Source organism: Sphingomonas sp. VDB2 (assembly GCF_047946695.1).
In the GTDB taxonomy this organism is placed as follows: Bacteria; Pseudomonadota; Alphaproteobacteria; order Sphingomonadales; family Sphingomonadaceae; genus Sphingobium; species Sphingobium bisphenolicum.
Genome location: NZ_CP159615.1, coordinates 890646 through 913021 on the forward strand (window position 1 = coordinate 890646; position 22376 = coordinate 913021).

Here is a 22376-nt window from a genome sequence, read left to right on the forward strand (position 1 = left end):
ATCCGTTCGGGCTGAGCCTGCCGAAGCCCCCTTCGACTGTCTGCAAGGGAAGGCGCTCACGACAGAGCTCGACAAGCTCCGGGCGAACGGAGTGTTATCAATGAAATGGCCGGGCGGACATGCGCCGCCCGGCCTTTCCCAATCAGGCCGCGACCGGCTGCTTCGCGGTCGAGGCGCCGTGGATTTCGTCGATCGCTTCGCCCAGCGACGCGTTGAACTCGTCATCAGTCATCTGGTGACGCAGATCGTTGAGCAGCGCGCGGCTGAAGCTGGCGATGATGCCGCGATTCTTGGCCAGTTCGACGCAGGCTTCGGGACGGGCGAACCCACCCGACAGGGCGACGACGCGCAGCACGGCGGGATGATCGACCAGCGGATCGAACAGGCCGGGCTTGGTCGGCAACGACAGCTTCAACATCACTTGAACGCCTTCGGGCAAGGCATCGAGATTCTTGAGGATTTCCTCCAGCAAAATCTGGTCGGCTTCCGCGCGTTCGGGCGACTTGATGTTCACTTCCGGCTCGATGATCGGCATCAGACCGGCGGCGAGAACCTGTTGGCCGACTTCGAACTGCTGCGCGACCACGGCGGCGATACCTTCGCGGTTGGCGAGGTTCACGACCGAGCGTTCCTTGGTGCCGAACACGCCCAGCGCCTTCGACCGGTGCAGCAGGATGTCCAGATCGGGATTGGGCTTCATCAACTGCACGCCGTTCGCCTCATCCTCCAGACCCTTGTCGATCTTGATGAAGGGGACCACGCCGCGCTCCAGCAGCGCCTGCGGGGTCGGCTTGCCGTCGACGGTGCCGTCCATGGTGCGCTCGAACAGGATCGCGCCCAGCACCTTGTCGCCGGTGAAGGCGGGCGAGGTGATGACGCGGCTGCGCATGGCGTGGATCAGGCCGAACATTTCCTCTTCGCTGGACCAGGCGTCTTCCTCCACGCCATAGCCCTTGAGCGCCTTGGGCGTCGATCCGCCGCTCTGGTCGAGCGCGGCGATAAAGCCCTCACCCGTAGCGATCTTCTGCTTCATATCCTGATCCAGCATCTGCACATACCTTCCCTTGGGCGCCGCCCCTGGCGGCACGAAATAGACTATCGGCAGACGCTCCATCATCTGCCGGCCGGGCGCGACTTTCCATTATTGTCGCCGGTCTTCGGGCTGGTAGCCAGTCCCATGCCGCACCGCAAGGGGCCTGCTGATGCCGCAGCAGGAGGGAAAGCCCTATTCCCGCCAGCCGCGTTGCGCCGCACAATGAATCAGGCGGCGGCGGCTTGAAAGGTTGCGGCTTGCGACCCATAGGGCAGGCATGACCAGCATCCCCGCCGACAGACCCGCCGACCTCTCCCCCGCCATGATCCTCCTGATGGCGGTGGCGTGCGGCGTGATGGTCGCCAATCTCTACTATGCCCAGACGCTGATCGATGTGATCGGACCGCAGATCGGCATGTCCGCCAGTATCGCGGGACTGATTACCACGCTGACCCAGCTTGGCTATGGCGCAGGCCTGTTCCTGATCGTGCCGCTGGCGGACCTGTTCGAAAACCGGCGGATCGTGCTGACGTCGATCGCGGCGACCATCATGGGCTGCATCGCCATCGCGCTGTCCGACGGACCGAGCAGCTTTCTGGTGGCGTCCATCCTGACCGGCGTCGGCGCGACCGGCGCTCAGGTGCTGGTGCCGCTCGCCTCGCACCTCGCCGCGCCGGAGAAGCAGGGCCGCGTGGTCGGCACGGTGATGAGCGGGCTGCTGTTCGGCATCATGCTGTCGCGGCCGATCGCCAACTTTCTGGCGGGGTCGGTCGGCTGGCGGGCCACCTTCATCGTTTCGGCCGTCGTGATGGCCATGGTGGGCGTTGCGCTGCTCGCCGCCTGCCCGCGGCGCACGCCCAAGGGCGGCATGCATTATGGGGCGGTGCTGGCATCGACCTTCGCGCAACTGGTCAAGCATCGCGTCGTGCGGATGCGGGCTTTTTACCAGGCGGCGATGTTCGCGGCGTTCAACCTGTTCTGGACCGCCGCGCCGCTGGCGCTGATCCATGAATTTCACCTGGGCCATGCCGGGATCGGCGCCTTTGCGCTGGCCGGGGCGGGTGGCGCGCTGGTGGCGCCGGTGGCAGGATGGATGGCCGACCGTCGCCTGACCCGGCCCGCCTCGCTGATCGGCATGGTCGGACTGACGGCCGGCTTCCTGCTGGCCGACTGGACGGTGGCGGCGGGTAGCCTGATCGGCTTCACCATCATGGCGGTGTTGATCGACGGCGCGGTGCAGATGAGCCAGATTACTGGGCAGAAGCTGATCTTCTCGCTCGATCCCCATGCGCGCGGGCGGATCAATGCGGCCTATGTGACCGTGATGTTCCTGGTGGGCGCGCTGGGGTCGGTGATCGGATCGGTCAGCTATGAAGCGGGCGGCTGGACCGCCAGCGCCCTGGCGGGCGCGGCCATCGGCGGCGTCGCCACCCTGGCCTTCCTGCTGTTCGACCGGGGCGCCAGCATCGCGCGCTGACGCCCCATGTCGCTATCGGGTCAGGCCGTCAGCGCCTTGACGCCCGGCAGTTCCTTGCCTTCCATCCATTCGAGGAAGGCGCCGCCAGCGGTCGAGACGAAGGTGAAGTCGGCGGCCACGCCCGCATGGTTGAGCGCCGCCACGGTGTCGCCGCCGCCGGCAACCGACGTCAACTGGCCTTCCTTGGTCAAAGCTGCTGCGGTGCGGGCCAACGCCACGGTCGCGGCGTCGAACGGCGCGATCTCGAAGGCACCGAGCGGGCCGTTCCAGACCAGCGTGCGGCAGTTCTTGAGCGCATCGCCCAATGCCTCGACGGCGGCGGGGCCGACGTCCAGGATCATCTCGTCTTCCGCGACTTCATGGACGTTGCAGGTGCGCAGCGAGGGCGGATTGGCGGCAAATTCCTTCGCCACAACCACGTCATAGGGGAGGTGGATGATGCAGCCGGCGGTTTCGGCGGCTTCGAAGATCGCCTCGGCAGTATCGCTCAGATCCTTTTCGCACAGCGACTTGCCGACATCGACGCCGCGGGCATAAAGGAAGGTGTTGGCCATGCCGCCGCCGATGATGAGATGGTCGACCTGCTTGACGAGATTGTTGAGCACGTCGAGCTTCGTCGACACCTTGGCGCCGCCGACGACGGCCGCGACCGGCTTGACCGGTTCGCCGAGCGCGGCTGCAAGCGCGTCCAGTTCCTTTTCCATCGAGCGACCGGCGAAAGCGGGCAGCTTGCGGGCCAGCCCTTCGGTCGAGGCGTGGGCGCGGTGCGCGGCGGAGAAGGCGTCGTTGACGTACAGGTCGCCGATCGCCGCCATGGCGTCCACCAGAGCCGGGTCGTTCTTTTCCTCGCCTGCGTGGAAGCGGGTGTTTTCGAGGATGGCGATGTCGCCGGGGCGCATGACCGCGATGCCGTCTACGGCGGCCTCGCCCTGGCAATCGGGGATGAACTGGACTTCGCGGCCCAGTACCTGCGTCAGGGGACGGGTGATCTTCGACAGGGAAAATTCAGGGTTCTTCTGGCCCTTGGGGCGACCGAAATGGGCGAGGATCAGGACCTTGGCGCCGCGATCGGCCAGTTCCAGCACAGTCGGCATCGCCGCGCGCAGACGGGTGTCGTCGCTGACCGAACCGTCCTGCATCGGCACGTTCAGGTCTTCGCGCACCAGCACCACCTTGCCGGTGATGTCGCCCATATCGTCGAGCGTCTTGAACGGCTTGGTCATCTTTATCTCTCCTGAGCCTAAACAGACGTCATCCCAGCGAAGGCTGGGATCCCTCTCCCTTTCCCATGGTGAGGAAGAAAGCGAGATCCCAGCCTTCGCTGGGATGACGAAAAGGGCAGACTTTCGCCTGCCCTTCAACCTTGATCTTACAGAAACTTCGCGACGACGCCGGTGGTGTCGATCATGCGGTTCGAGAAGCCCCATTCATTGTCGTACCAGCTCAGCACGCGGACCAGCTTGCCATCGACCACGGCGGTTTCCAGGCTGTCGACGGTCGAGCTGCGCGGATCGCCATTATAGTCGATCGAGACCAGCGGCTCGTCCGAATAGCCCAGCACGCCCTTGAGCGGGCCGGATTCCGACGCGGCCTTGAGCAGGCTGTTGACCTCGTCCTTCGTGGTCGGACGCTTGGGAATGAACTTCAGGTCCACGACCGAGACGTTCGGGGTCGGCACGCGGATCGACGATCCGTCCAGCTTGCCCTTCAATTCGGGCAGAACCTCACCCACCGCGCGGGCGGCGCCGGTGGAGGTCGGAATCTGCGACAGGGCGGCGGCGCGGGCGCGGCGCATGTCGCTATGCAACTGATCCAGCGTGTTCTGGTCGTTGGTGTAGCTGTGGATCGTCGTCATGAAGCCGCTTTCGATGCCGATGGCATCGTTCAGCACCTTGGCGAGCGGGGCCAGGCAGTTGGTGGTGCAACTGGCGTTCGAAATGACGATATCGTCGGCGGTCAGCGCGTCATGGTTGACGCCGAACACGACGGTACGATCGACATTGGTGCCGGGCGCGGAAATGATCACGCGCTTGGCGCCAGCGGTCAGATGCGCACTGGCCTTGTCCTTTGTGGTGAAGATGCCGGTGCATTCCAGCGCGATTTCGACGCCCAGGTCGGCATGCGGCAGGTTGGCGGGATCGCGCTCGGCCGTCACCTTGATCTTCTTGCCATCGACAACGAGGAAATCGCCGTCCACGCTGACGTCGCCGGCCCAATTGCCATGGACGGAGTCGCGCTTGAACAGCAGGGCGTTGGACTTGACGTCGCCCAGATCGTTGATGCTGACCAGTTCGAGGTCATGGTCGGTGCGCGAGAGAATGGCGCGCGCCACCAGGCGGCCGATACGTCCGAAACCGTTAATTGCTACCTTCGTTGCCACTGCACTAGCCTCCTGAGGTGTTGTTGTTCGGTTGGTTATGAATTTAGAGCGCAGCCGCGATCTGCGGCGCGATCTTGGCGGCGGTCAGGCCGAAATGATCGTAGAGGTCTTCGGCCGGGGCCGATGCGCCGAAGCTGTCGATGCCAAAGCGCAGGCCGTCGAGGCCGGTATAGCGTTCCCAGCCGAAGGTCGTGCCGGCCTCGATCGAGACGCGCAGCACATTGGCGGGCAGGATATCGGCCTTGTAGGCGGCATCCTGCGCATCGAAATGGGCAAAGCTGGGCATGGAGACGACATCGACGCCGATGCCCTGCTCTTCCAGCGCCTTGGCGGTGGCGACGGCGATTTCGACTTCCGAACCGGTAGCGATGATCACCGCCTTGCGCGCGGCGGTGGCGGCGACGAGGCGATAGGCGCCCTTCGCCGACAGATTTTCGCTCTTTTCCGTGCGCAACTGCGGCAGGTTCTGGCGGGTCAGCGCCAGCACCGACGGGCCGGTCGCGTCCTTGAGCGCCAGTTCCCAGCATTCCGCCGTCTCGACGATGTCGGCCGGGCGATAGACGTCGAGGTTCGGGATCATGCGCATCGACATGACATGTTCGATCGGCTGGTGGGTCGGACCGTCTTCGCCCAAACCGATCGAGTCATGGGTCAGGACATGGATGACGCGCTGCTGCTGGAGCGCGGCGAGACGGATGCCGCCGCGCATATAGTCGGAAAAGACGAGGAAGGTGCCGCCATAGGGGATCACGCCGCCATGCAACGCCATGCCGTTCATCGCGCAGGCCATGCCGAATTCGCGGATGCCATAATAGACGTAACGGCCCGAATAATCGTCCTTCGTCAGCGGACCGGTCGACTTGGTCTTGGTGTTGTTGGAGCCGGTAAGATCGGCCGAGCCGCCCAGCGTTTCGGGCAGCAGATCGTTGATCGCACCCAGCGCCAGTTCGCTCGCTTTGCGGGTCGCGACCTTCTGCGGATTGGCGATCAGCGTGTCGATATAAGCGTCGAGCGAAAAGTCGGCGGGCAGGTCACCAGCCATGCGGCGGGTGAATTCCGCAGCCTTCTCGTCACTTGCAAGGCGGCCTTCCCACGCAGCGCGAACATCTCGGCCCTTGGCGCCGATCGCCTTCCAAGCGTCGGCAATGTCGGCCGGGATGACGAAGGGTTCGGCGGTCCAGCCGAGAAACTCGCGGGCGGCCGCGACTTCGTCGGTGCCGAGCGCCGAGCCGTGAACGCCCGATGTGCCAGCCTTGTTCGGCGCGCCATAGCCGATCTTGGTGGCGCAGGCGACGATCGAGGGGCGGCCGTCGGCGACGGCTTCGGCCAGCGCACGGCGGACATCGGCGACGTCATGACCGTCGCACGACACGACATGCCAGCCGGTGGCGGCGTAGCGGGCGAGGACGTCTTCGCTGCTCGACAGGTCGACGGCGCCGTCGATGGTGATCTTGTTGTCGTCCCACAGCACGATCAGGCGGCCGAGGTTCAGGTGACCGGCCAGACCGATGGCTTCATGGTTGATGCCTTCCATCAGGCAGCCGTCGCCGGCGATCACCCAGGTGCGGTGATCGACCAGATCGTCGCCGAACTGCGCGTTCAGGTGACGCTCGGCGATCGCCATGCCGACGGCGGTGGCAAGGCCCGACCCCAGCGGGCCGGTGGTCGCTTCCACGCCCGCCAGCTCGAAATTCTCCGGGTGACCGGCGCAGGGGCTGTGCAACTGACGGAAATTGGCGATGTCTTCGATCGTGGGGCGGGCGTAGCCGGTCAGGTGCAGCAGCGAGTAGATCAGCATCGAGCCATGGCCCGCCGACAGCACGAAGCGGTCGCGATCGGCCCATTTGGGCTGGGTCGGATCGAATTTCAGATAATCGCCGAACAGCACGGTCGCCACATCGGCCATGCCCATCGGCATCCCCGGATGACCGCTGTTGGCGGCCTGCACGGCATCCATGGACAGCGCCCGGATGGCGTTGGCGAGCGACTTTTCGGAAACGGTCATGGCGGGCGGGCGTCTTTCCTGAAACATGCAAAAGACCGCGCCCGCGCGTATGCAGGCGAGTCGAGATCGCGCCCCCTTTGTCGCGTCAAGCCCCATGCGTCAACCGCAGCGGCGGCACGAAGCGTGAGAAGCGCGCTGTAATCGGCCAGAAAGACTGCTTTTGCATGGCCCCGACTTTCGCTATGGATGGACGATGGCAAGCGACCGCATGATGCAGGCGATCGGCACGCTGGAGCGTGCTGTGAGCCGGCTTGAACAGGATGTGGCGGGTCTGGTGGACACCGCCCCGGCCAACCCCCTCCCCGCTTTGGACCAGGGTGCCGCGCGCGCCGCGCTGCGATCCCTGGACGATCTGATCGACACGCTGAAAGGGCATGCCCATGGCTGAAACGACGCTGGTGATCGCCGGGCGGCATTATCCGATCCGCTGCCGCGACGGGGAAGAGGCGCATCTGGGCCATCTCGCCACGCTGATCGAGGACAAGGCGCGGGTGGCGCAGCAAAGCACGCCCGGCCTGACCGAGGTGCGCACCCTGCTGTTCGCCGCGCTGTTCCTGGCCGACGAGTTGAACGACCTGAAACGCGAAGTGGCGGGACGGCAGACCCGCCTGCCGCTGGATGGCGACGACGAACCGAGCGCCCGCGCGATCGAAGCGCTGGCCGGGCGGATAGAAAAGCTGCGCGACCGGCTTGCCGCCCGGACCGCGAACGCCTAGATTGGTGGAGACGGGTTCTGCCTGGTACGAGCTTTAGCGAACATCCCTGAGGCGATAATCACATCCAAGGGGGCTGTCCCTAGGCGGGCTCCGGCCCGATCTACATGGTCCCCACCTGACGTTGAGGCGTCAGAGGATATTCCAGCACACGGCCAAGGCGGTCCCGTCACCCTCCCCCGCCCCGCTTCTTCCAGAAGGCCATGATGAGCGACGACACCCCCGCCGCCGACAAGACGGCATTGCGCGCGATCGCACGGCAGCGCCGAACCAATTTCGTCGCCACGCTCGACCCGCTCGCGCATCGGCTGGCGTTCAAGGCGATCCCGTCGCCATTGGCGCGCCGGATCGCGGATGCGCAGGTCGTGGCGCTCTATATGGCGGTCGATGACGAAGCCCCGGCCCAGCGCATGGCGGCGCAGTTGCAGGCGCAGGGCAAGACCGTGGCGCTGCCGCGGGTGCTCGACCGGCTGGGCAGCATGGATTTCCTGGTCTGGCAGCCCGAAGATCAACTGGTGCCCGGTCCGTTCCGCACCAGCAACCCCGAACCGGGCGACGGGCCGGTGACGCCCGACGTCATCGTCGCGCCGCTGGTCGGGTTCGACCGGGCGATGAACCGGCTGGGCCAGGGCGGCGGCTATTATGACCGCGCCTTCGCCCGTTTCCCCGATGCGCTGCGGGTCGGTATCGCCTGGTCCGCGCAGGAGATCGACACCCTGCCTGCCGACCCGTGGGATCTGCCGCTGGACATCATCATGACCGAAGTCGAACTGATCGAAGGACCGGAACTGTGAGCATCGACCCGCGCCATTACCACCAGCCGAGCTGGCGCAAGCCCGTAGGGATGTTCGCGATCGTGGGGCTGATCGGGCTGTGGGCGGTGCTGGTGGGCAGCCTGTCGGGCCTGATCGGCGCGCTGCCGATGTGGGCGCAGGCGCCCATCTATGTCGTACTGGGGATCGTGTGGATCTGGGTGCTGCCGCTCAGGCGGTTGCTTGCATGGATGGAAACCGGGCGCTGGCGCCGCGGATAGGCAGTGACAGGCCCTGCATTTCACGATATCCCGATATCGTTGAGGGGCCGTAACGGGTAATCCCGCTGTTCCGGGACAGGTTTCGACGCTTCCGAATTGGGGGACGAAGGCATGTCCATGCGTCGGCCAGCTTTGCGTGGCGCTCCAGCCGGGGCGACCATCCTTCATGTCGATATTTTCCTGAAATCCCCGGGCGGCGCCACCCCGCACCGGACCCAGACCATGCCGGTGGCGGGAATATCCCTTCACAGGAGGATGCTATGGTTCCGTTGGGCAAGAGACTTTTCGCCGAAGCATTCGGCACATTCTGGCTGGTCTTCGGTGGTTGCGGCAGCGCGGTGCTGGCGGCGGGCTTCCCGGATGTCGGCATAGGCCTGCTGGGCGTCAGCCTGGCTTTCGGCCTCACCGTCCTGACAATGGCTTATTCGATAGGTCATATTTCCGGCTGTCATCTCAATCCCGCGGTGACCGTGGGCCTGTGGGCCGGGGGCCGCTTCCCCGTGCGCGACATCGCTCCCTATGTCGTCGCCCAGCTGGTGGGTGCGGTCATCGCGGCGGCGCTGCTGCTGTACATCGCCAGCGGCCAGCCGGGCTATGCGCTGGCCGGCAATGGCCTGGCGGTGAACGGCTTCGGGCCGCTGTCGCCCGGCGGCTATGCGCTGGGATCAGGGCTGGCGATCGAAGCGGTGCTGACCTTCGGCTTCCTCATCATCATCCTGGGATCGACCGACAGCCGCGCGCCCGCCGGATTCGCGCCGATCGCGATCGGGCTGGCGCTGACTCTCATCCACCTCATCAGCATCCCGGTCACCAACACATCGGTCAATCCGGCGCGCAGCACCGGCCCGGCCCTGCTGGTCGGTGGCATGGCGCTGCAACAACTATGGCTGTTCTGGCTGGCCCCGATGATCGGCGCGCTGGTCGCCGGCGGCGCCTATCGCTGGCTGGCGGAAGAGCCGCTCGCACCAGCTATCGTGGGCGAGAATCTGTAAACATTGCCGGGGTCGGGCCGGGGCCGATGGCGTCGGCCCCATCAAGTTACGCGATAGCGCCACTCCCGGTCGGAACGGGGAATGGCGCGAGTGACGGGGCTCGAACCCGCGACCTCCGGCGTGACAGGCCGGCACTCTAACCAACTGAGCTACACCCGCGTAAGGCGCTTGCATGTTTTCCGGCCCGAAAGCCGCCAGATGATGCAAATCTGGGAGAAATCACCCTCCCGTCAGGGAGAGTGGCGCGAGTGACGGGGCTCGAACCCGCGACCTCCGGCGTGACAGGCCGGCACTCTAACCAACTGAGCTACACCCGCGCAGGGTGGCATCTTTCGTGATCTTGCCGATCACCAGACGATGCTGCCTGGAACACCATTTCCACCTTCCTGTCAGGGAAAGTGGCGCGAGTGACGGGGCTCGAACCCGCGACCTCCGGCGTGACAGGCCGGCACTCTAACCAACTGAGCTACACCCGCGTTTGGTGTGGAAGCGCCGTCTATGAGCGTCCGCCGATGCTGTCAACCGTCCGCAACGGGACTTTCCTCTTTCTCGTCATTTTCTTTGCGCGGGGCCACGGTCAGCGTCCCCTGCTCGAACAGGAAACCGGCAATATCGGGGGTTCCCGCCGCCGACACCACGGTCTGGATGATGATGAGCAGGGGCACGCCGAGCAACGCGCCGGGCGTACCCCATACCCAGCCCCAGAAGGCCAGCGAAACGAGAATCAGCAGCGGGTTCATCGTCAGCCGCCGGCCCAGCAGCATCGGCGTAACGACATTGGCCTCCACCAGGTGAAAACCGACCTGCAATGCGGCCGGCAGCAGCGCGACATAGACGTCGTCGAACACCATCAGGCCGCCCAGTCCAAGCAGCATCGCCGCCAGCATCGGCCCGAAATAGGGAATGAAGTTCAGCAGCGCGACGATGCCGCCCCACATCAGCGGAGACGGCATGCCGATCAGCCACAGCGCGAAGGCGATGGCCAGGCCCAGGCACAGGTTGATGGTGGCGATGGTGATGACATAGGCCGACGTCGCATCGACCATATTCTGGATCACCCGGGCCACCGCCATGGCGCCGTCGAAGCTGCCACGGCTGTTGATCGTGCGGCGTCGCAACCGGGTCCAGCCCGCCAGGAAGAAATAGATGATGAGCAGCGCGAACACCATCTGGATGATCGCCGAGGGAGCGGAGGTGGCTGCGAATTGCAACAGCGACCGCGGTGCATCGACCGCGGCCGTCTGCGCCGCCGCAACCGGCCCGTTGGCCACCATCCGCACCGTTTCGTCGACGAAGCGCTGAAGATTGGCGTAGAAGTCGATCAGCGGGGCGAGGTTCGCCTGAATCTGCGGCAGGCGCTGGGGCAGGATGCGGAACCAGTCGGTCGCCGGCACCACGATCAGCACCAGCGCGGTGTTGGCGACGACGAGAAAGCCGATCATCGCGATCAGCGCCGCCAGCCCCGACGGCAGCCCGCGCCGCTCCATCCATTCCAGCAACGGCACCAGCGCGATGGCGATGACCAGTGCAGCGGTCAGCGGCAGGAAAAATTCCGCCCCCGCGCGCAGGGCGAAGGGCAGCGCCAGGATCAGGCCGATGCCCGATGTCAGCGCGATCGACGCGAGCAGCCGGTCGCGGCGCCGGTTGACCTCTTGCTGCTCATTCATGGTCACGCGCGGTCGATTCCCTTTTCGTTCCCGTCCGATGTGCGCCGCCCGCAGTGCAGCGTCAATTTACAAAGGACGTCATCGCCCCGACATGAGCGGAAAAGGCGGGCTTAACCAAATATTTGCGCGCCCTCGCTAATCACGGCCGCAGGGGACGCAAGAACGGGGAAGAGAATGACGCGGATGCTTTGGGCTCCGGTTCCTATGGCGCTGGCTGTGGCGACGGGCCTGATGGCCGCGCATCCTGCCACCGCGCAGCCGGCGATCCGGCTGGGCACGCAAATGTTCGTGGAGCGCGTATCGACCGACATCAACGGCCGCCCGCGCCGGACATTGGAGAGCGCCGACCGGGTCGGCCCCGGCGACACGCTGATCGTGATCGTCCATTGGCGCAATGATGGCGCCCAGCCCGTGCGCGACTATGCCGTCACACGCGCGGTGCCGCACGGCACCCGCCCGGACATCAGCGATCCCCATATGCAGGTTTCGGTCGATGGTGGCGGCCATTGGGGCCGGCTGGACCAGCTCTGGCTGCCGACCCCGCTGGGCGGCGTGCGTCGGGCCGTGGCGGAGGATGTCACCCATATACGCTGGCAACTGCCCGAAGCCGTGCCGCCAGGCCGGGCCGGACGATTAAGCTATCGCGCGGTCATGCGGTAGGGAACCGGGCGACGCCGACGCCGCCCGGTCCGTCATGCCGATCAGTCCACGAACAGGAAGGCCGGCGCCTCCAGCAGCTTGCGCACCGCCTGGACGAAGCTCGCCGCATCCCAGCCATCGACCACGCGGTGGTCGCAGCTGATCGACAGGTTCATCAGCTTCGCCGCAACGATCTCCTTGCCCTTGAATACAGGACGTTCGATCACGCGGTTGGGGCCGATGATCGCGACTTCGGGCCGGTTGATGACCGGCGTGGTGGCGATCCCGCCAAGCGGACCCAGGGAAGTGAGCGTCAGGGTGGAGCCGGACAGTTCCTCCGACTTCGCCTTGCCGCTGCGCGCGGCGTCGGCCAGTCGGCGGATTTCGCTCGCCAGTTGCCAGACATTGCGGTCCTGCGCGTCGCGGATCACCGGCACCATCAGCCCCGAATCGGTCTGCGTCGCCATCCCCAGATGCACCGACCCATGGCGCGTGACCACGCCCGCTTCGTCATCATAGCGGGCGTTGAGCATCGGGAAGTCGGGCAGCGCCTTGCACAGCGCCACGATCAGCAGCGGCAACATGGTCAGCTTGGGCCGGTCTCCGCGGTTCGCATTGAGCTGCTCGCGCAGATCCTCCAGCGCAGTGACGTCAATTTCCTCGACATAGGTGAAGTGGGGAATGGCGCGCTTGGACGCGGCCATATTCTCCGCGATGCGGCGGCGCATGCCGATGACCTTGACCTGCTCGTCGGCGCGTTTCGCCGATCGTCCCGCGGGACGATAGCCCTGCCCCTGGCCATAGAGCAGATAGGCGTCGAGGTCAGAATGGCGGACATGGTCGCCGGACGGCTTCACCTGGGCGAGATCGACGCCCAATTCCCTGGCGCGCGCGCGGACGGCGGGCGACGCGAGGACAGGTTCTTCTCCCCCGGTTGGGGGTGGGCGCCGCCGCAGGCGGCTCCGGCGTTTCGACGGCGGAAGGCTGGCGATGCTCGCCATCCACCCCCGGCCCATCAAACGAGGCACGTGACTCGTTTGAACTTCCAGGAAGGGAAGTTTCTGTTGCCTCGATCACCGCCTCGCCCGGCGTTTCCGCCTCGATCGTCTCCACCGATGGCGGCGGCGCGGCGGCGGCTTCGCCTACCACCTCGATCTCCACCAGCATGGCGCCGATAGAGATCTGGTCGCCCGGCTCGCCGGCCAGACGCACCACAGTGCCCGCAACCGGGCTTTCCATCTCGACCGTCGCCTTGTCGGTCATCATGTCGGCGATCGGCTGGTCTTCCTCGACCCGATCGCCGACCTTGACGTGCCAGCCGACGACCTCCGCCTGTGCGATGCCTTCGCCGATGTCCGGCAGCTTGAACGTGAACAGCGCCATGACCCTTAGTCCTTCATGATCTTGTTGATGGCTTCGCGGATACGCACCGGCCCGGGGAAATAGGCCCATTCCAGGCTGTGCGGATAGGGCGTGTCAAAGCCGGTGACGCGCTCGATCGGCGCTTCGAGATGGTAGAAGCAGCGCTCCTGCACCTGGGCGAGCAATTCCGCGCCGAAACCGCTGGTTCGCGTCGCCTCATGCACGATCAGGCAGCGGCCGGTCTTCTTCACCGACGCCTCGATCGTGTCGATGTCCAGCGGAACCAGACTGCGCAGGTCGACGATCTCCGCGTCGATGCCCAGCGTCGCGACCACATTCTCGACGACATGGACCATCGTGCCGTAGCAGAGGACGGTCAGCGCGCCGCCTGCCCGCGCGATCCGCGCCTTGCCCAACGGGATGCGGTAATAGCCGGTCGGCACCTGCGCATCGGCATGACCGGCCCAACTGGTCGCCGGCGTATCATAATGACCGTCGAACGGGCCGTTATAGATGCGCTTGGGCTCAAAGAATAGGGTCGGGTCATTATCCTCGATCGCGGCGATCAGCAGTCCCTTGGCATCATAGGGCGTGGACGGGATCACCGTCTTGATCCCCGAACAATGGGTGAAGATGCCCTCGGGCGACTGGCTGTGGGTCTGGCCACCGAAAATGCCGCCGCCGAAAGGCGACCGGACCGTCATCGGGGCGATGAACTCGCCCGCCGAGCGGTAACGCAGCCGCGCGGCTTCGGACACGAGCTGGTCGAGCGCCGGATAAATATAGTCGGCGAACTGGATTTCCGGCACCGGGCGCAGGCCATAGGCGCCCATGCCCACGGCCACGCCGATGATCCCGCATTCGGTAATCGGCGTATCGAACACGCGGTTCTTGCCATATTTCGCCTGAAGGCCCGCGGTGGCGCGGAAAACGCCGCCGAAAAAGCCGACATCCTCGCCCATCACGACCACGGTCGGGTCACGCTCCATCATCACGTCCATGGCGCTGTTGATCGCCTGGATCATGTTCATGTGGATGGTGTCGGCAGTTTCCTGTGTCATGGCTTCGCTCACAGTCCTGCCGCCTTCCATTCGTCCAGCATCTGCTGCTGCTGTTCCTTGAGGTGCCGGGGCATCTCTTCGAACACATCCTCGAACATGCTCTCCATCGGATGGTGGAGGCCGTGGCCCAATATGCCGCTCTTCTCCGCCTCGCGCGCAGCGTCGCGGACCAGTTCGGCCAATTCCTTGTCCATCGCGGCGTGACGATCCTCGTCCCAGATGCCCAAGCCGATGCAATGGGCTTTGAGCCGCGCGATCGGATCGCCCAGCGGCCAGAGGCTGCTTTCCTCGGCAGAGCGATAGGCGGTCGGATCGTCCGAGGTGCTATGCCCTTCGACGCGATAGGTGAAATGCTCGATAAGGGTCGGCCCGGCATTGGACCGCGCCCGATCGGCGGCCCAGCGCGTCGCGGCATAGACGGCGAGGATGTCGTTGCCATCGACCCGCAGGCCGGCGATGCCATAGCCCACGGCGCGTGCGGCGAAGGTGGTCGACTCGGCTCCGGCAAAACCTGAAAAGCTACTGATAGCCCATTGGTTATTCACGACATTCATGATGACGGGTGCGCGATAAACGCTGGCGAAGGTACAGGCCGAGTGGAAATCACCTTCCGCCGTCGATCCTTCGCCGCACCAGGTCGCGGCGATGCGCGTGTCGCCGCGCGCGGCGCTGGCCATCGCCCAGCCCACCGCCTGCGGATATTGGGTGGTAAGGTTGCCGGAGATGGAGAAGAAGCCCGCGTCCCGCGCCGAATACATGATCGGCAACTGACGGCCCTTCAGCCGGTCGCCCTTGTTGGAATAAATCTGGTTCATCATGTCGACCAGCGGCCAGTCGCGCGCGAGCAAAATCCCCTGCTGGCGATAGCTGGGAAAGCACATATCGTCGCGCGACAGGGCCAGCGCCGCGCCGATCGACACCGCCTCTTCACCCGTCGATTTCATGTAGAAGCTGGTCTTGCCCTGGCGCTGGGCGCGGAACATGCGTGCGTCGAAGGCGCGGGTCAGCGCCATGGTGCGCAGCATCCGCAACAGCGTTTCGGGCGGGAGCTTGGGGTTCCAGGCGCCCACCGCCGCGCCATCCTCGTCCAGCACGCGAATCAGCCCATAGGCCATGTCGCGCATGGCGTCGGGCTGCGCCGCCTCGTCCGGGCGGGGCGCCGCATCGGCGGCGGGAATGTCGAAATGGGTGAAGTCGGCGCTTTCGCCGGGCCGCGCGGGCGGCTCGGGCACGTGCAGGCGCAGCGGCGGCAGATTACGCCCTGGCTGCCCCTCAATACCGCCTGATCCGGTCGGATCGCTCATCCTGCCTCCTATGATGCATTGCAATAATCTTGCTTGACGCAATTATTAAATTACAACGCCACAAAAGGCAAGCCTTCCTTACCCATTTTCCTTTTACTACTGTCCGGCTCGCTGTCTCGTCAGACAGCCACCGGCGCGGAAATATGGGCCTGTGGCGCATAATCAAGGACATCGAAATCCTCGATCCGATAATCGAAAATACTCGAAGGCCGCCGATTGATCCGCAATTTGGGTGTGCCGGACGGGATTCGATCCATCTGCTCTTCCACCAGCGCGGCATGGTTCAGATAGAGATGGACGTCGCCGCCCTGCCAGACCACCTCGCCCGGTTCCAGATCGCACTGCTGCGCCAGCATCCGGGTGATCATCGAGAGGCCGAAAATATTGAAGGCGAAGCCCAGGCCAAGGTCGCAGCTACGCTGGAACAACAAGCCGTTGAGCTTGCCGTCCGACACCTGGAACTGATAGGTCATATGGCAGGGCGGCAACGCCATCTGCGCCACTTCCGCCACGTTCCAGCCGGTGAACAGCAGGCGGCGCGAGCCGGGAGCGACGCGAATCGCCTGCACCAGATCGGCGATCTGGTTATGGCCCTGATCCGCCTTTCGATAGAGTCCGTCGCCGACCGCCTCATAGCGCGGCCAGTTCACCCATTGCGCGCCATAGACTGGACCCAGATCGCCCCATTGCCGGGCGAAATCATCGTCGCCGACGATCCGCATTTCGAACGTGTCGCGGTCGATATCCTCGCCGGTCGCCTTGCGATAGGCGTCGAGCGGCCAGTCGGTCCAGATATGCACGCCCTGCCGCACCAGTTCGCGGATATTGGTGTCGCCGGTCAGAAACCACAGCATCTCGCGCGCCGCGACCTTCCAATAGACCCGCTTGGTGGTCAGCAGCGGCACCGCATCATTGGCCAGCGAGAATCGCATCGTCGCACCCAGGATCGAGCGGGTGCCGACCCCGGTGCGATCGACCCGTTCGTCGCCATGCCGCCAGATATGCCGCATCAGGTCCAGATATTGCTGCTCATAATGGGGCACGGACGAGGAAGGCATGTCGGTCAAGGCGGGTTCCTGCGAATGGATATAGCCCGATGCTTTAGCCCATGACGGCGGCCGCGCCAATCGGACCGGGATATGCAATCACCGTCCGAAAGGGTTCTTGTTCCGCTGCCCCCGGATGGCGATCGCGGCATCCTGCACGCATGGAGGACGAACTGGCGATCGCGATTCTGGATGGCGCCTGGCGACCGCAACGCCTGCTGACGCTGCGCCAGGATTGGCATGGCGTGCTGCACCACCTGCTGAGAGACGAAGGCAGCTGGGTCGCCCTGATCCAGCGGCGCGGCGGCCATGCGTCACACCTGCCCTGCTGGCGCGATGTCGCCCTGACGCGAACCATTGCGCGTCGTTTGCGGCCGCTGGAGATCCGGCTGGCCGATCACTTGATCCACGCGGGCGAAAGCCGCTTCAGCTTCCGCGCGGCAGGGCTTCTCTAACCACTGCAAAAAAAGCGTCATTGCCCGCTTGCCAGTCCGGAAAGCCCCCTCTATAGGCCCACTCCTGCCTTACGGGGCCGCCCACAAAGCGGCTTCGGCATCGGTCGGGGAATAGCTCAGCCTGGTAGAGCACTGTCTTCGGGAGGCAGGGGCCGGAGGTTCGAATCCTCTTTCCCCGACCACATTTTCATAGTCAGATATGACGATATATCAGCGGGATGGCATAGCCTTCTCCGCCGATTTGTCGTGCCTGTGCGGCTTTTGGCAGCGAGTATTTTTCGACAGATGACATCTGTCGAAAGCATAGTCCGCCTTCTTGTGCATCCGTAAAAGATGTTTGACCCCGCCGGTCCGGACGGCGATGATCCACCTTAATCAAGTCGATACGGCCGCAAACCGTGATCCACATATAATCCGACCCGCGTCCTGCGGGCATAGTCAGGCGGGAGACAAGCCTTGCACAGACGCGATTTTCTGGCCTTTGGCGCCGTGGGCGCAGGAGGACTCCTTCTCCCATCCATGTTCGGCAAGGTGATTGCCGCCGAGGAACTGAACAGCGCCATCGACGTGGCAGTCAAGAAGGCGCTGGCCGATGCCGCGATGAACGCGGCCAAGAGCGCGGGCGCTTCCTATTGCGATGTCCGGGTGGGCCGTTACCTGCGGCAATTCGTCATCACCCGCGAGCGCAATGTCGAAAATGTGGTGAACACCGAATCGACCGGCGTCGGCATCCGCGTGATCGCCAATGGCGCCTGGGGCTTTGCCGCCACCAACGAGATGACCAAGGAAGCCGTCGCCAAGGCCGCGGGCCAAGCCGTCGCCATCGCCAAGGCCAATGCGCCGGGCCAGAGCGCGCCGGTCCAGCTCGCCCCGGTGACGGGCGTGGGCGAGGTCAGCTGGCGCACGCCGATCGTCAAGAACAGCATGACCGTGCCGATCAAGGACAAGGTCGACCTGCTGATGGGCGTGAATGCCGCGGCGCTGGACGCCGGAGCCAGCTTCATCCGTTCCATCCTGTTCCTGGTGAACGAGCAGAAATATTTCGCCAGCACCGACGGCAGCTATATCGACCAGGACGTGCATCGCATCTGGGCGCCGATGGAAGTGACCGCGGTCGACAAGGCGAGCGGCAAGTTCCGCGTGCGCGAAGGCCTGTCGGCGCCGATGGGGCTGGGCTACGAATATTTGGACGGGGCGGCCAGCGGCAAGACCGTGCTGCCCAATGGCGTCACCGTCTATGGCCAGTCCTATGATATGAAGGAAGACGCCGTCGCCGCTGCCAAGCAGGCGATGGCAAAGATCAAGGCGCCTTCGGTCAAGCCCGGCAAATATGATCTGGTGCTCGATCCGTCGCACACCTGGCTGACGATCCACGAATCGGTCGGCCATCCGCTCGAACTCGACCGCGTGCTCGGTTACGAAGCCAATTATGCCGGCACCAGCTTCGCCACGATGGACAAGCTCAAGGCCAATTTCCAATATGGCAGCGACAAGGTGAACATCGTCGCCGACAAGACCCAGCCGGGCAGCCTGGGCGCCGTCTCCTATGACGACGAGGGCGTGAAGACCAAGAAGTGGGATCTGATCCGCGACGGCAAGCTGGTCGGCTATCAGGCGATCCGCGACCAGGCCCATATCGAGGGCAAGGCCGCGTCGGACGGCTGCGCCTATGCCGATAGCTGGTCCAACGTGCAGTTCCAGCGCATGGCCAATGTCAGCCTGGAGCCGGGCAAGGCCAAGATGAGCGTCGCCGACATGATTTCCAATGTCGAGGATGGTATCTACATCATCGGCGACGGCAGCTTTTCGATCGACCAGCAGCGCTATAACGCCCAGTTCGGCGGGCAGCTCTTCTACGAGATCAAGCAGGGCAAGATCACCCAGCAGATCGAGGATGTCGCCTACCAGATCCGCACGCCGGAATTCTGGAACGGGTGCGCCGGGGTGTGCGACGCCAGCGATTATCGCCTGGGCGGCTCCTTCTTCGACGGCAAGGGCCAGCCGGCGCAGGTTTCGGCCGTGTCGCACGGGTCGTCCACCGCACGCTTCAACGGCATCAACGTCATCAACACCGCCCGTTCGCTCGGCTGATCGGTTAGGGAGACAAAGATATGAGCATCCTTTCCGAAGCACAGGCCAAGGCGATCCTGACCAAGGTCGTGGGCTTTTCCAAGGCGGACGAATGCACCGCCCAACTGATCGGCGCGATCCGCGGCAATGTTCGCTTCGCGCGCAATGATGTGTCCACCGCGGGCATCACCGACAATATCGAACTGTCCGTGCAGGTCGCGTTCGGCAAGCGCGTCGGCACCGCGACGATCAACCAGTTCGACGACGCCGCGCTGGAGCGCGTGGTGCGCCGCGCCGAGGAACTGGCCAAGCTGGCCCCGGAAAATCCGGAATTCATGCCGGCGCTGCCCAAGCAGACCTATATGAAGACCGATACGTTCAGCGCATCGACGGCAGGTATCGACGCGGCCTATCGCGCCAAGGTAGCGACCGATTCGATCGGCCCCTGCCGCGCCGAGAAGCTGATCGCGGCAGGCTATCTGGAGGATCAGGCGGGCTTCGTCGCCTTCCTGAACAGCAAGGGCAATTACGGATACCAGACGTCGACCAGTTCCGACTATACCTGCACCGTCCGCACCGAGGATGGGCGCGGGTCGGGCTGGGTCGGGCATAATGTGCAGGACGTCGCGACCTTCAACGCGGGCGAGGATATTCGCGTCGCCATGCGCAAGGCGAGCGCGTCGGCCGAGGCCAAGGCATTGGAACCGGGCAAATATACCGTGATCCTGGAACCGGCGGCGGCGGCCGGGCTGGTCGCCTTCATGATGTTCTTCTTCGACGCACGATCGGCCGATGAAGGCCGCAGCTTCCTGTCGAAAAAGGGCGGCGGCAACAAGCTGGGCGAGCAGGTCTATGGCCCGCAGGTCACGATGTTCACCGACCCCGCCTATCCCGGCGCGGCGGTGCTGCCCTGGGACGATGGCGACAACCTGCCGCGCAAGAAGCTGCCGATCATTCAGAACGGCAAGCTGGTGAACATGAATTACAGCCGTTTCTGGTCGCAAAAGCAGGGCAGGCCGGAACAGGCGCAGTTCGGCAACGTCATCATGGAAGGCGGCACCAAGTCGACCGCCGACCTGATCCGCACCACCGAACGCGGCATATTGGTGTCGCGCACCTGGTATATCCGCATGGTCGATCCGCAGACGGTGCTGCTGACCGGCCTGACACGCGACGGCACTTTCTATATCGAAAATGGCCAGATCAAATATCCGGTGAAGAATTTCCGATTCAACGAAAGCCCCGTCATCATGCTCAACAATGTCGAGGAGTTCGGCAAGCCGGTGCGGGTGAAGAGCGACGAATCGGACATGGTCATGGTGATCCCGCCGATGAAGCTGCGCGACTTCACCTTCACCTCGCTGTCGGACGCGGTGTGAGGTCGACGCGCAAGGCATGACGCGCAGCGACTTTCTCCGGTTGATGGCGGGCGGTCTGGCCAGCGGGTTGCTGGCCCGGCCGTTCGCCGCCGCCGCGGCAGCCGGGGGGTATGATTTCTGGTTCACGCGGTTGCGATACGATTCGGGCGACTGGGACGTCGATCAGCGAACGCCGTCGAACATCGTCACATCGCTGATCGACTATACGACGCTGCGCGTAGACCCGAAGGAGCATGTGGTGGCCCTGTCGGACCCCAAGATGCTGACCGCGCCCTTCTGTTACATGGCGGGGCACAAACTGGTCGAATTTTCGGCGGCCGAACGCCGCAATTTCGAACGCTATGTCCGCAATGGCGGCTTCGTGATGGTGGACGATTGCAACCATGACATAGACGGCCTGTTCGCCCGCTCGTTCGAGGCGCAGATGGCGAAGATTTTCGGGCCGAAGGCGTTGAAGACGCTGCCCAAGAGCCATGGCCTCTACCGCAGCTTCTTCAAATTCGATGATGGGCCGCCCAACACCGGACTGGAACTCAATGGCTGGGGCGACGATCTGGTCCACGACTATCTGAAAGGGATAGAGGTGAACGGTCGGCTGGGCGTTCTGTACAGCAACAAGGATTATGGCTGCGAATGGGATTATGACTGGCGCAACAAGCGCTTCCTGGCCGAGGACAATACGAAGTTCGCGGTCAATATCGTTATGTATGCGCTGTCGGTGTGACAGCCCCCGTCCCCGTTCCCGCCATCCGTCCATCAAGGGACATGACATGACCGAAATTACCGAAGCCGAAATCCAGGCCCGTCTTGCGCGATTGACCCAATTGCGCGCGGCGATCGGGCAGGCGATCGTCGGTCAGGCCGATGTGGTGGAGCAATTGCTGATCGGCCTGCTGGCGGGCGGCCATTGCCTGCTGGAAGGCGTGCCGGGGCTGGGCAAGACGCTGCTCGTCCGGTCGCTGGGCGACGCGTTGAAGCTCGATTTCCGCCGCGTCCAGTTCACCCCCGACCTGATGCCCAGCGACATATTGGGCACCGAATTGCTAGAGGAGGATCATGGCACCGGCCATCGCAGCTTCCGCTTTCAACAAGGGCCGGTCTTCACCAATCTGCTGCTGGCCGACGAACTCAACCGCACCCCGCCCAAGACGCAGGCGGCGCTGCTGGAGGCGATGCAGGAAAAGACGGTCAGCTATGGCGGCGTGACGCATCAACTTCCCAAGCCTTTCTTCGTGCTGGCGACGCAGAACCCGCTGGAGCAGGCCGGCACCTACCCCCTGCCCGAAGCGCAACTCGACCGCTTCCTCCTCCATGTCCGCGTCGATTATCCGACGGAAGAGGAAGAACGCGCGATCCTGGCCCAGACCACCGGGGCGACGGCTGGCATGGTACCGATGGTCATGGAGGGCGAGGAGGTGCTGGCGCTCCAGCGGCTGGTGCGCGACGTGCATTTCAGCGACGAGTTGCTCCATTGGGTGACGCGGATCGTACGGGCGAGCCGCCCCGGCGACGGCGCACCGGAAGATATCCGCAAATATGTGAAATGGGGCGCAGGGCCGCGCGCCGGCCAGTCGCTGATCCTGTGCGCCAAGGCGCGCGCGCTGCTGCATGGTCGTCTGGCCGCAACGCGCGAGGATATCGCCGCGCTCGCCGCGCCGGTGATGCGCCATCGCCTGCTGCTGTCCTTCGCCGCCGAAGCGGAGGGGCGCAGCGCCGACGACGTGGTCGCCGCCCTGATCCGCGCCGTGCCGCTCGCCTGA

General features: G+C 64.5%; 20 protein-coding genes, 4 tRNA genes and 1 pseudogene. 13 read left to right on the forward strand and 12 right to left on the reverse strand.

Annotated features, from left to right (window positions below):
* Window positions 1-142: 142 nt before the first annotated feature.
* Complete coding sequence (locus ABT375_RS04480; protein ID WP_261936721.1) at window positions 143-1048, reverse strand: fructose bisphosphate aldolase; 906 nt, start codon at window positions 1046-1048, stop codon at window positions 143-145.
* Between the two features lie 262 nt (window positions 1049-1310).
* Between ABT375_RS04480 and ABT375_RS04485 the strand changes: the two genes are divergently transcribed.
* Window positions 1311-2510 carry an MFS transporter gene (locus tag ABT375_RS04485; protein WP_224546066.1) on the forward strand — a complete coding sequence of 400 codons (1200 nt, stop codon included), beginning with the start codon at window positions 1311-1313 and terminating at the stop codon, window positions 2508-2510.
* A 20-nt stretch (window positions 2511-2530) separates the two neighbouring features.
* Here ABT375_RS04485 and ABT375_RS04490 read toward each other — a convergent pair whose 3' ends face one another.
* The 3 genes from ABT375_RS04490 to tkt all read right to left on the reverse strand — a co-directional run bounded on the left by ABT375_RS04490 (window position 2531) and on the right by tkt (window position 6895).
* The gene (locus ABT375_RS04490; RefSeq protein ID WP_416464245.1) at window positions 2531-3733 is read right to left on the reverse strand and encodes a phosphoglycerate kinase; all 1203 of its coding nucleotides are present in this window, start codon (window positions 3731-3733) and stop codon (window positions 2531-2533) included.
* 146 nt (window positions 3734-3879) lie between these two features.
* Window positions 3880-4890 (reverse strand): type I glyceraldehyde-3-phosphate dehydrogenase, encoded by a 1011-nt coding sequence (gene gap, locus ABT375_RS04495; RefSeq protein WP_261934508.1) that lies wholly within the window; start codon window positions 4888-4890, stop codon window positions 3880-3882.
* A gap of 43 nt (window positions 4891-4933) precedes the next feature.
* Entirely contained in the window at window positions 4934-6895 is a 1962-nt protein-coding gene (gene tkt / locus ABT375_RS04500; protein ID WP_416464246.1) for a transketolase, read from the reverse strand.
* Window positions 6896-7088: 193 nt separating this feature from the next.
* On the opposite strand from tkt, the gene ABT375_RS04505 reads away from it, so the two are divergent.
* From ABT375_RS04505 to aqpZ, 5 genes are all read left to right on the forward strand, one after another.
* On the forward strand, window positions 7089-7283 hold the full coding sequence (locus tag ABT375_RS04505) for a hypothetical protein (protein WP_224546062.1): 195 nt from the start codon (window positions 7089-7091) through the stop codon (window positions 7281-7283).
* Window positions 7276-7611 carry a cell division protein ZapA gene (locus tag ABT375_RS04510; RefSeq protein ID WP_224546060.1) on the forward strand — a complete coding sequence of 112 codons (336 nt, stop codon included), beginning with the start codon at window positions 7276-7278 and terminating at the stop codon, window positions 7609-7611. Before ABT375_RS04505 ends, ABT375_RS04510 begins: the two co-directional genes overlap by 8 nt.
* A 203-nt stretch (window positions 7612-7814) precedes the next feature.
* On the forward strand, window positions 7815-8402 hold the full coding sequence (locus tag ABT375_RS04515) for a 5-formyltetrahydrofolate cyclo-ligase (RefSeq protein WP_416464247.1): 588 nt from the start codon (window positions 7815-7817) through the stop codon (window positions 8400-8402).
* Window positions 8399-8641, forward strand: a complete 243-nt coding sequence (locus ABT375_RS04520; RefSeq protein WP_416464248.1) for a DUF2842 domain-containing protein — start codon at window positions 8399-8401, stop codon at window positions 8639-8641. Before ABT375_RS04515 ends, ABT375_RS04520 begins: the two co-directional genes overlap by 4 nt.
* Before the next feature lie 260 nt (window positions 8642-8901).
* Window positions 8902-9633: an aquaporin Z gene (aqpZ, locus tag ABT375_RS04525; RefSeq protein WP_224546055.1), complete on the forward strand. Its 732-nt coding sequence runs from the start codon at window positions 8902-8904 to the stop codon at window positions 9631-9633.
* Window positions 9634-9715: 82 nt separating this feature from the next.
* Here aqpZ and ABT375_RS04530 read toward each other — a convergent pair.
* The 4 genes from ABT375_RS04530 to ABT375_RS04545 all read right to left on the reverse strand — a co-directional run bounded on the left by ABT375_RS04530 (window position 9716) and on the right by ABT375_RS04545 (window position 11306).
* A tRNA-Asp gene (locus tag ABT375_RS04530) sits at window positions 9716-9792 on the reverse strand.
* An 81-nt stretch (window positions 9793-9873) separates the two neighbouring features.
* Window positions 9874-9950: transfer RNA gene (locus tag ABT375_RS04535), tRNA-Asp, on the reverse strand.
* Between the two features lie 82 nt (window positions 9951-10032).
* Window positions 10033-10109 (reverse strand) — tRNA-Asp (locus tag ABT375_RS04540).
* 42 nt (window positions 10110-10151) lie between these two features.
* Entirely contained in the window at window positions 10152-11306 is a 1155-nt protein-coding gene (locus ABT375_RS04545; protein ID WP_224546053.1) for an AI-2E family transporter, read from the reverse strand.
* Window positions 11307-11504: 198 nt separating this feature from the next.
* On the opposite strand from ABT375_RS04545, the gene ABT375_RS04550 reads away from it, so the two are divergent.
* On the forward strand, window positions 11505-11960 hold the full coding sequence (locus tag ABT375_RS04550) for a hypothetical protein (RefSeq protein ID WP_390902448.1): 456 nt from the start codon (window positions 11505-11507) through the stop codon (window positions 11958-11960).
* 41 nt (window positions 11961-12001) lie between these two features.
* Here the strand turns inward: ABT375_RS04550 and ABT375_RS04555 are convergent.
* The 4 genes and pseudogenes from ABT375_RS04555 to thyA all read right to left on the reverse strand — a co-directional run bounded on the left by ABT375_RS04555 (window position 12002) and on the right by thyA (window position 16724).
* Window positions 12002-13322 (reverse strand): annotated as a pseudogene (locus tag ABT375_RS04555) (dihydrolipoamide acetyltransferase family protein).
* A gap of 5 nt (window positions 13323-13327) precedes the next feature.
* Complete coding sequence (locus ABT375_RS04560) at window positions 13328-14332, reverse strand: alpha-ketoacid dehydrogenase subunit beta (RefSeq protein ID WP_224546278.1); 1005 nt, start codon at window positions 14330-14332, stop codon at window positions 13328-13330.
* A gap of 38 nt (window positions 14333-14370) precedes the next feature.
* On the reverse strand, window positions 14371-15666 hold the full coding sequence (locus tag ABT375_RS04565; RefSeq protein ID WP_416464249.1) for a 3-methyl-2-oxobutanoate dehydrogenase (2-methylpropanoyl-transferring) subunit alpha: 1296 nt from the start codon (window positions 15664-15666) through the stop codon (window positions 14371-14373).
* A gap of 119 nt (window positions 15667-15785) precedes the next feature.
* Window positions 15786-16724: a thymidylate synthase gene (gene thyA / locus ABT375_RS04570; RefSeq protein WP_261936719.1), complete on the reverse strand. Its 939-nt coding sequence runs from the start codon at window positions 16722-16724 to the stop codon at window positions 15786-15788.
* Between the two features lie 149 nt (window positions 16725-16873).
* Here thyA and ABT375_RS04575 point away from each other — a divergent pair, with 149 nt between their 5' ends.
* From ABT375_RS04575 to ABT375_RS04600, 6 genes are all read left to right on the forward strand, one after another.
* Window positions 16874-17167 (forward strand): JAB domain-containing protein, encoded by a 294-nt coding sequence (locus ABT375_RS04575; RefSeq protein WP_224546048.1) that lies wholly within the window; start codon window positions 16874-16876, stop codon window positions 17165-17167.
* Window positions 17168-17272: 105 nt separating this feature from the next.
* Window positions 17273-17349 (forward strand) — tRNA-Pro (locus ABT375_RS04580).
* 274 nt (window positions 17350-17623) lie between these two features.
* A complete protein-coding gene (locus ABT375_RS04585) occupies window positions 17624-19258 on the forward strand; it encodes a TldD/PmbA family protein (RefSeq protein WP_416464250.1) in 1635 nt (544 codons plus the stop codon).
* Window positions 19259-19278: 20 nt separating this feature from the next.
* Window positions 19279-20616, forward strand: coding sequence for a TldD/PmbA family protein (locus ABT375_RS04590; RefSeq protein WP_416464251.1), 1338 nt, complete (start codon window positions 19279-19281; stop codon window positions 20614-20616).
* A 16-nt stretch (window positions 20617-20632) separates the two neighbouring features.
* Complete coding sequence (locus ABT375_RS04595) at window positions 20633-21340, forward strand: DUF4159 domain-containing protein (RefSeq protein ID WP_416464252.1); 708 nt, start codon at window positions 20633-20635, stop codon at window positions 21338-21340.
* A 46-nt stretch (window positions 21341-21386) separates the two neighbouring features.
* Window positions 21387-22376, forward strand: coding sequence for an AAA family ATPase (locus ABT375_RS04600; RefSeq protein ID WP_416464253.1), 990 nt, complete (start codon window positions 21387-21389; stop codon window positions 22374-22376).

What these genes read in the sequence shown, in the direction of transcription:
- ABT375_RS04510 (WP_224546060.1), top strand. Translation starts at nt 7,276, where the DNA reads ATGGCTGAAACGACGCTGGTGATCGCCGGGCGGCATTATCCGATCCGC.
- ABT375_RS04490 (WP_416464245.1), bottom strand. Translation starts at nt 3,733, where the DNA reads ATGACCAAGCCGTTCAAGACGCTCGACGATATGGGCGACATCACCGGC.
- thyA (WP_261936719.1), bottom strand. Translation starts at nt 16,724, where the DNA reads ATGCCTTCCTCGTCCGTGCCCCATTATGAGCAGCAATATCTGGACCTG.
- ABT375_RS04560 (WP_224546278.1), bottom strand. Translation starts at nt 14,332, where the DNA reads ATGAACATGATCCAGGCGATCAACAGCGCCATGGACGTGATGATGGAG.
- ABT375_RS04575 (WP_224546048.1), top strand. Translation starts at nt 16,874, where the DNA reads ATGGAGGACGAACTGGCGATCGCGATTCTGGATGGCGCCTGGCGACCG.
- ABT375_RS04590 (WP_416464251.1), top strand. Translation starts at nt 19,279, where the DNA reads ATGAGCATCCTTTCCGAAGCACAGGCCAAGGCGATCCTGACCAAGGTC.
- ABT375_RS04515 (WP_416464247.1), top strand. Translation starts at nt 7,815, where the DNA reads ATGAGCGACGACACCCCCGCCGCCGACAAGACGGCATTGCGCGCGATC.
- tkt (WP_416464246.1), bottom strand. Translation starts at nt 6,895, where the DNA reads ATGACCGTTTCCGAAAAGTCGCTCGCCAACGCCATCCGGGCGCTGTCC.
- ABT375_RS04505 (WP_224546062.1), top strand. Translation starts at nt 7,089, where the DNA reads ATGGCAAGCGACCGCATGATGCAGGCGATCGGCACGCTGGAGCGTGCT.
- ABT375_RS04600 (WP_416464253.1), top strand. Translation starts at nt 21,387, where the DNA reads ATGACCGAAATTACCGAAGCCGAAATCCAGGCCCGTCTTGCGCGATTG.
- aqpZ (WP_224546055.1), top strand. Translation starts at nt 8,902, where the DNA reads ATGGTTCCGTTGGGCAAGAGACTTTTCGCCGAAGCATTCGGCACATTC.
- ABT375_RS04550 (WP_390902448.1), top strand. Translation starts at nt 11,505, where the DNA reads ATGGCGCTGGCTGTGGCGACGGGCCTGATGGCCGCGCATCCTGCCACC.
- ABT375_RS04485 (WP_224546066.1), top strand. Translation starts at nt 1,311, where the DNA reads ATGACCAGCATCCCCGCCGACAGACCCGCCGACCTCTCCCCCGCCATG.
- ABT375_RS04565 (WP_416464249.1), bottom strand. Translation starts at nt 15,666, where the DNA reads ATGAGCGATCCGACCGGATCAGGCGGTATTGAGGGGCAGCCAGGGCGT.
- ABT375_RS04595 (WP_416464252.1), top strand. Translation starts at nt 20,633, where the DNA reads ATGACGCGCAGCGACTTTCTCCGGTTGATGGCGGGCGGTCTGGCCAGC.
- ABT375_RS04480 (WP_261936721.1), bottom strand. Translation starts at nt 1,048, where the DNA reads ATGCTGGATCAGGATATGAAGCAGAAGATCGCTACGGGTGAGGGCTTT.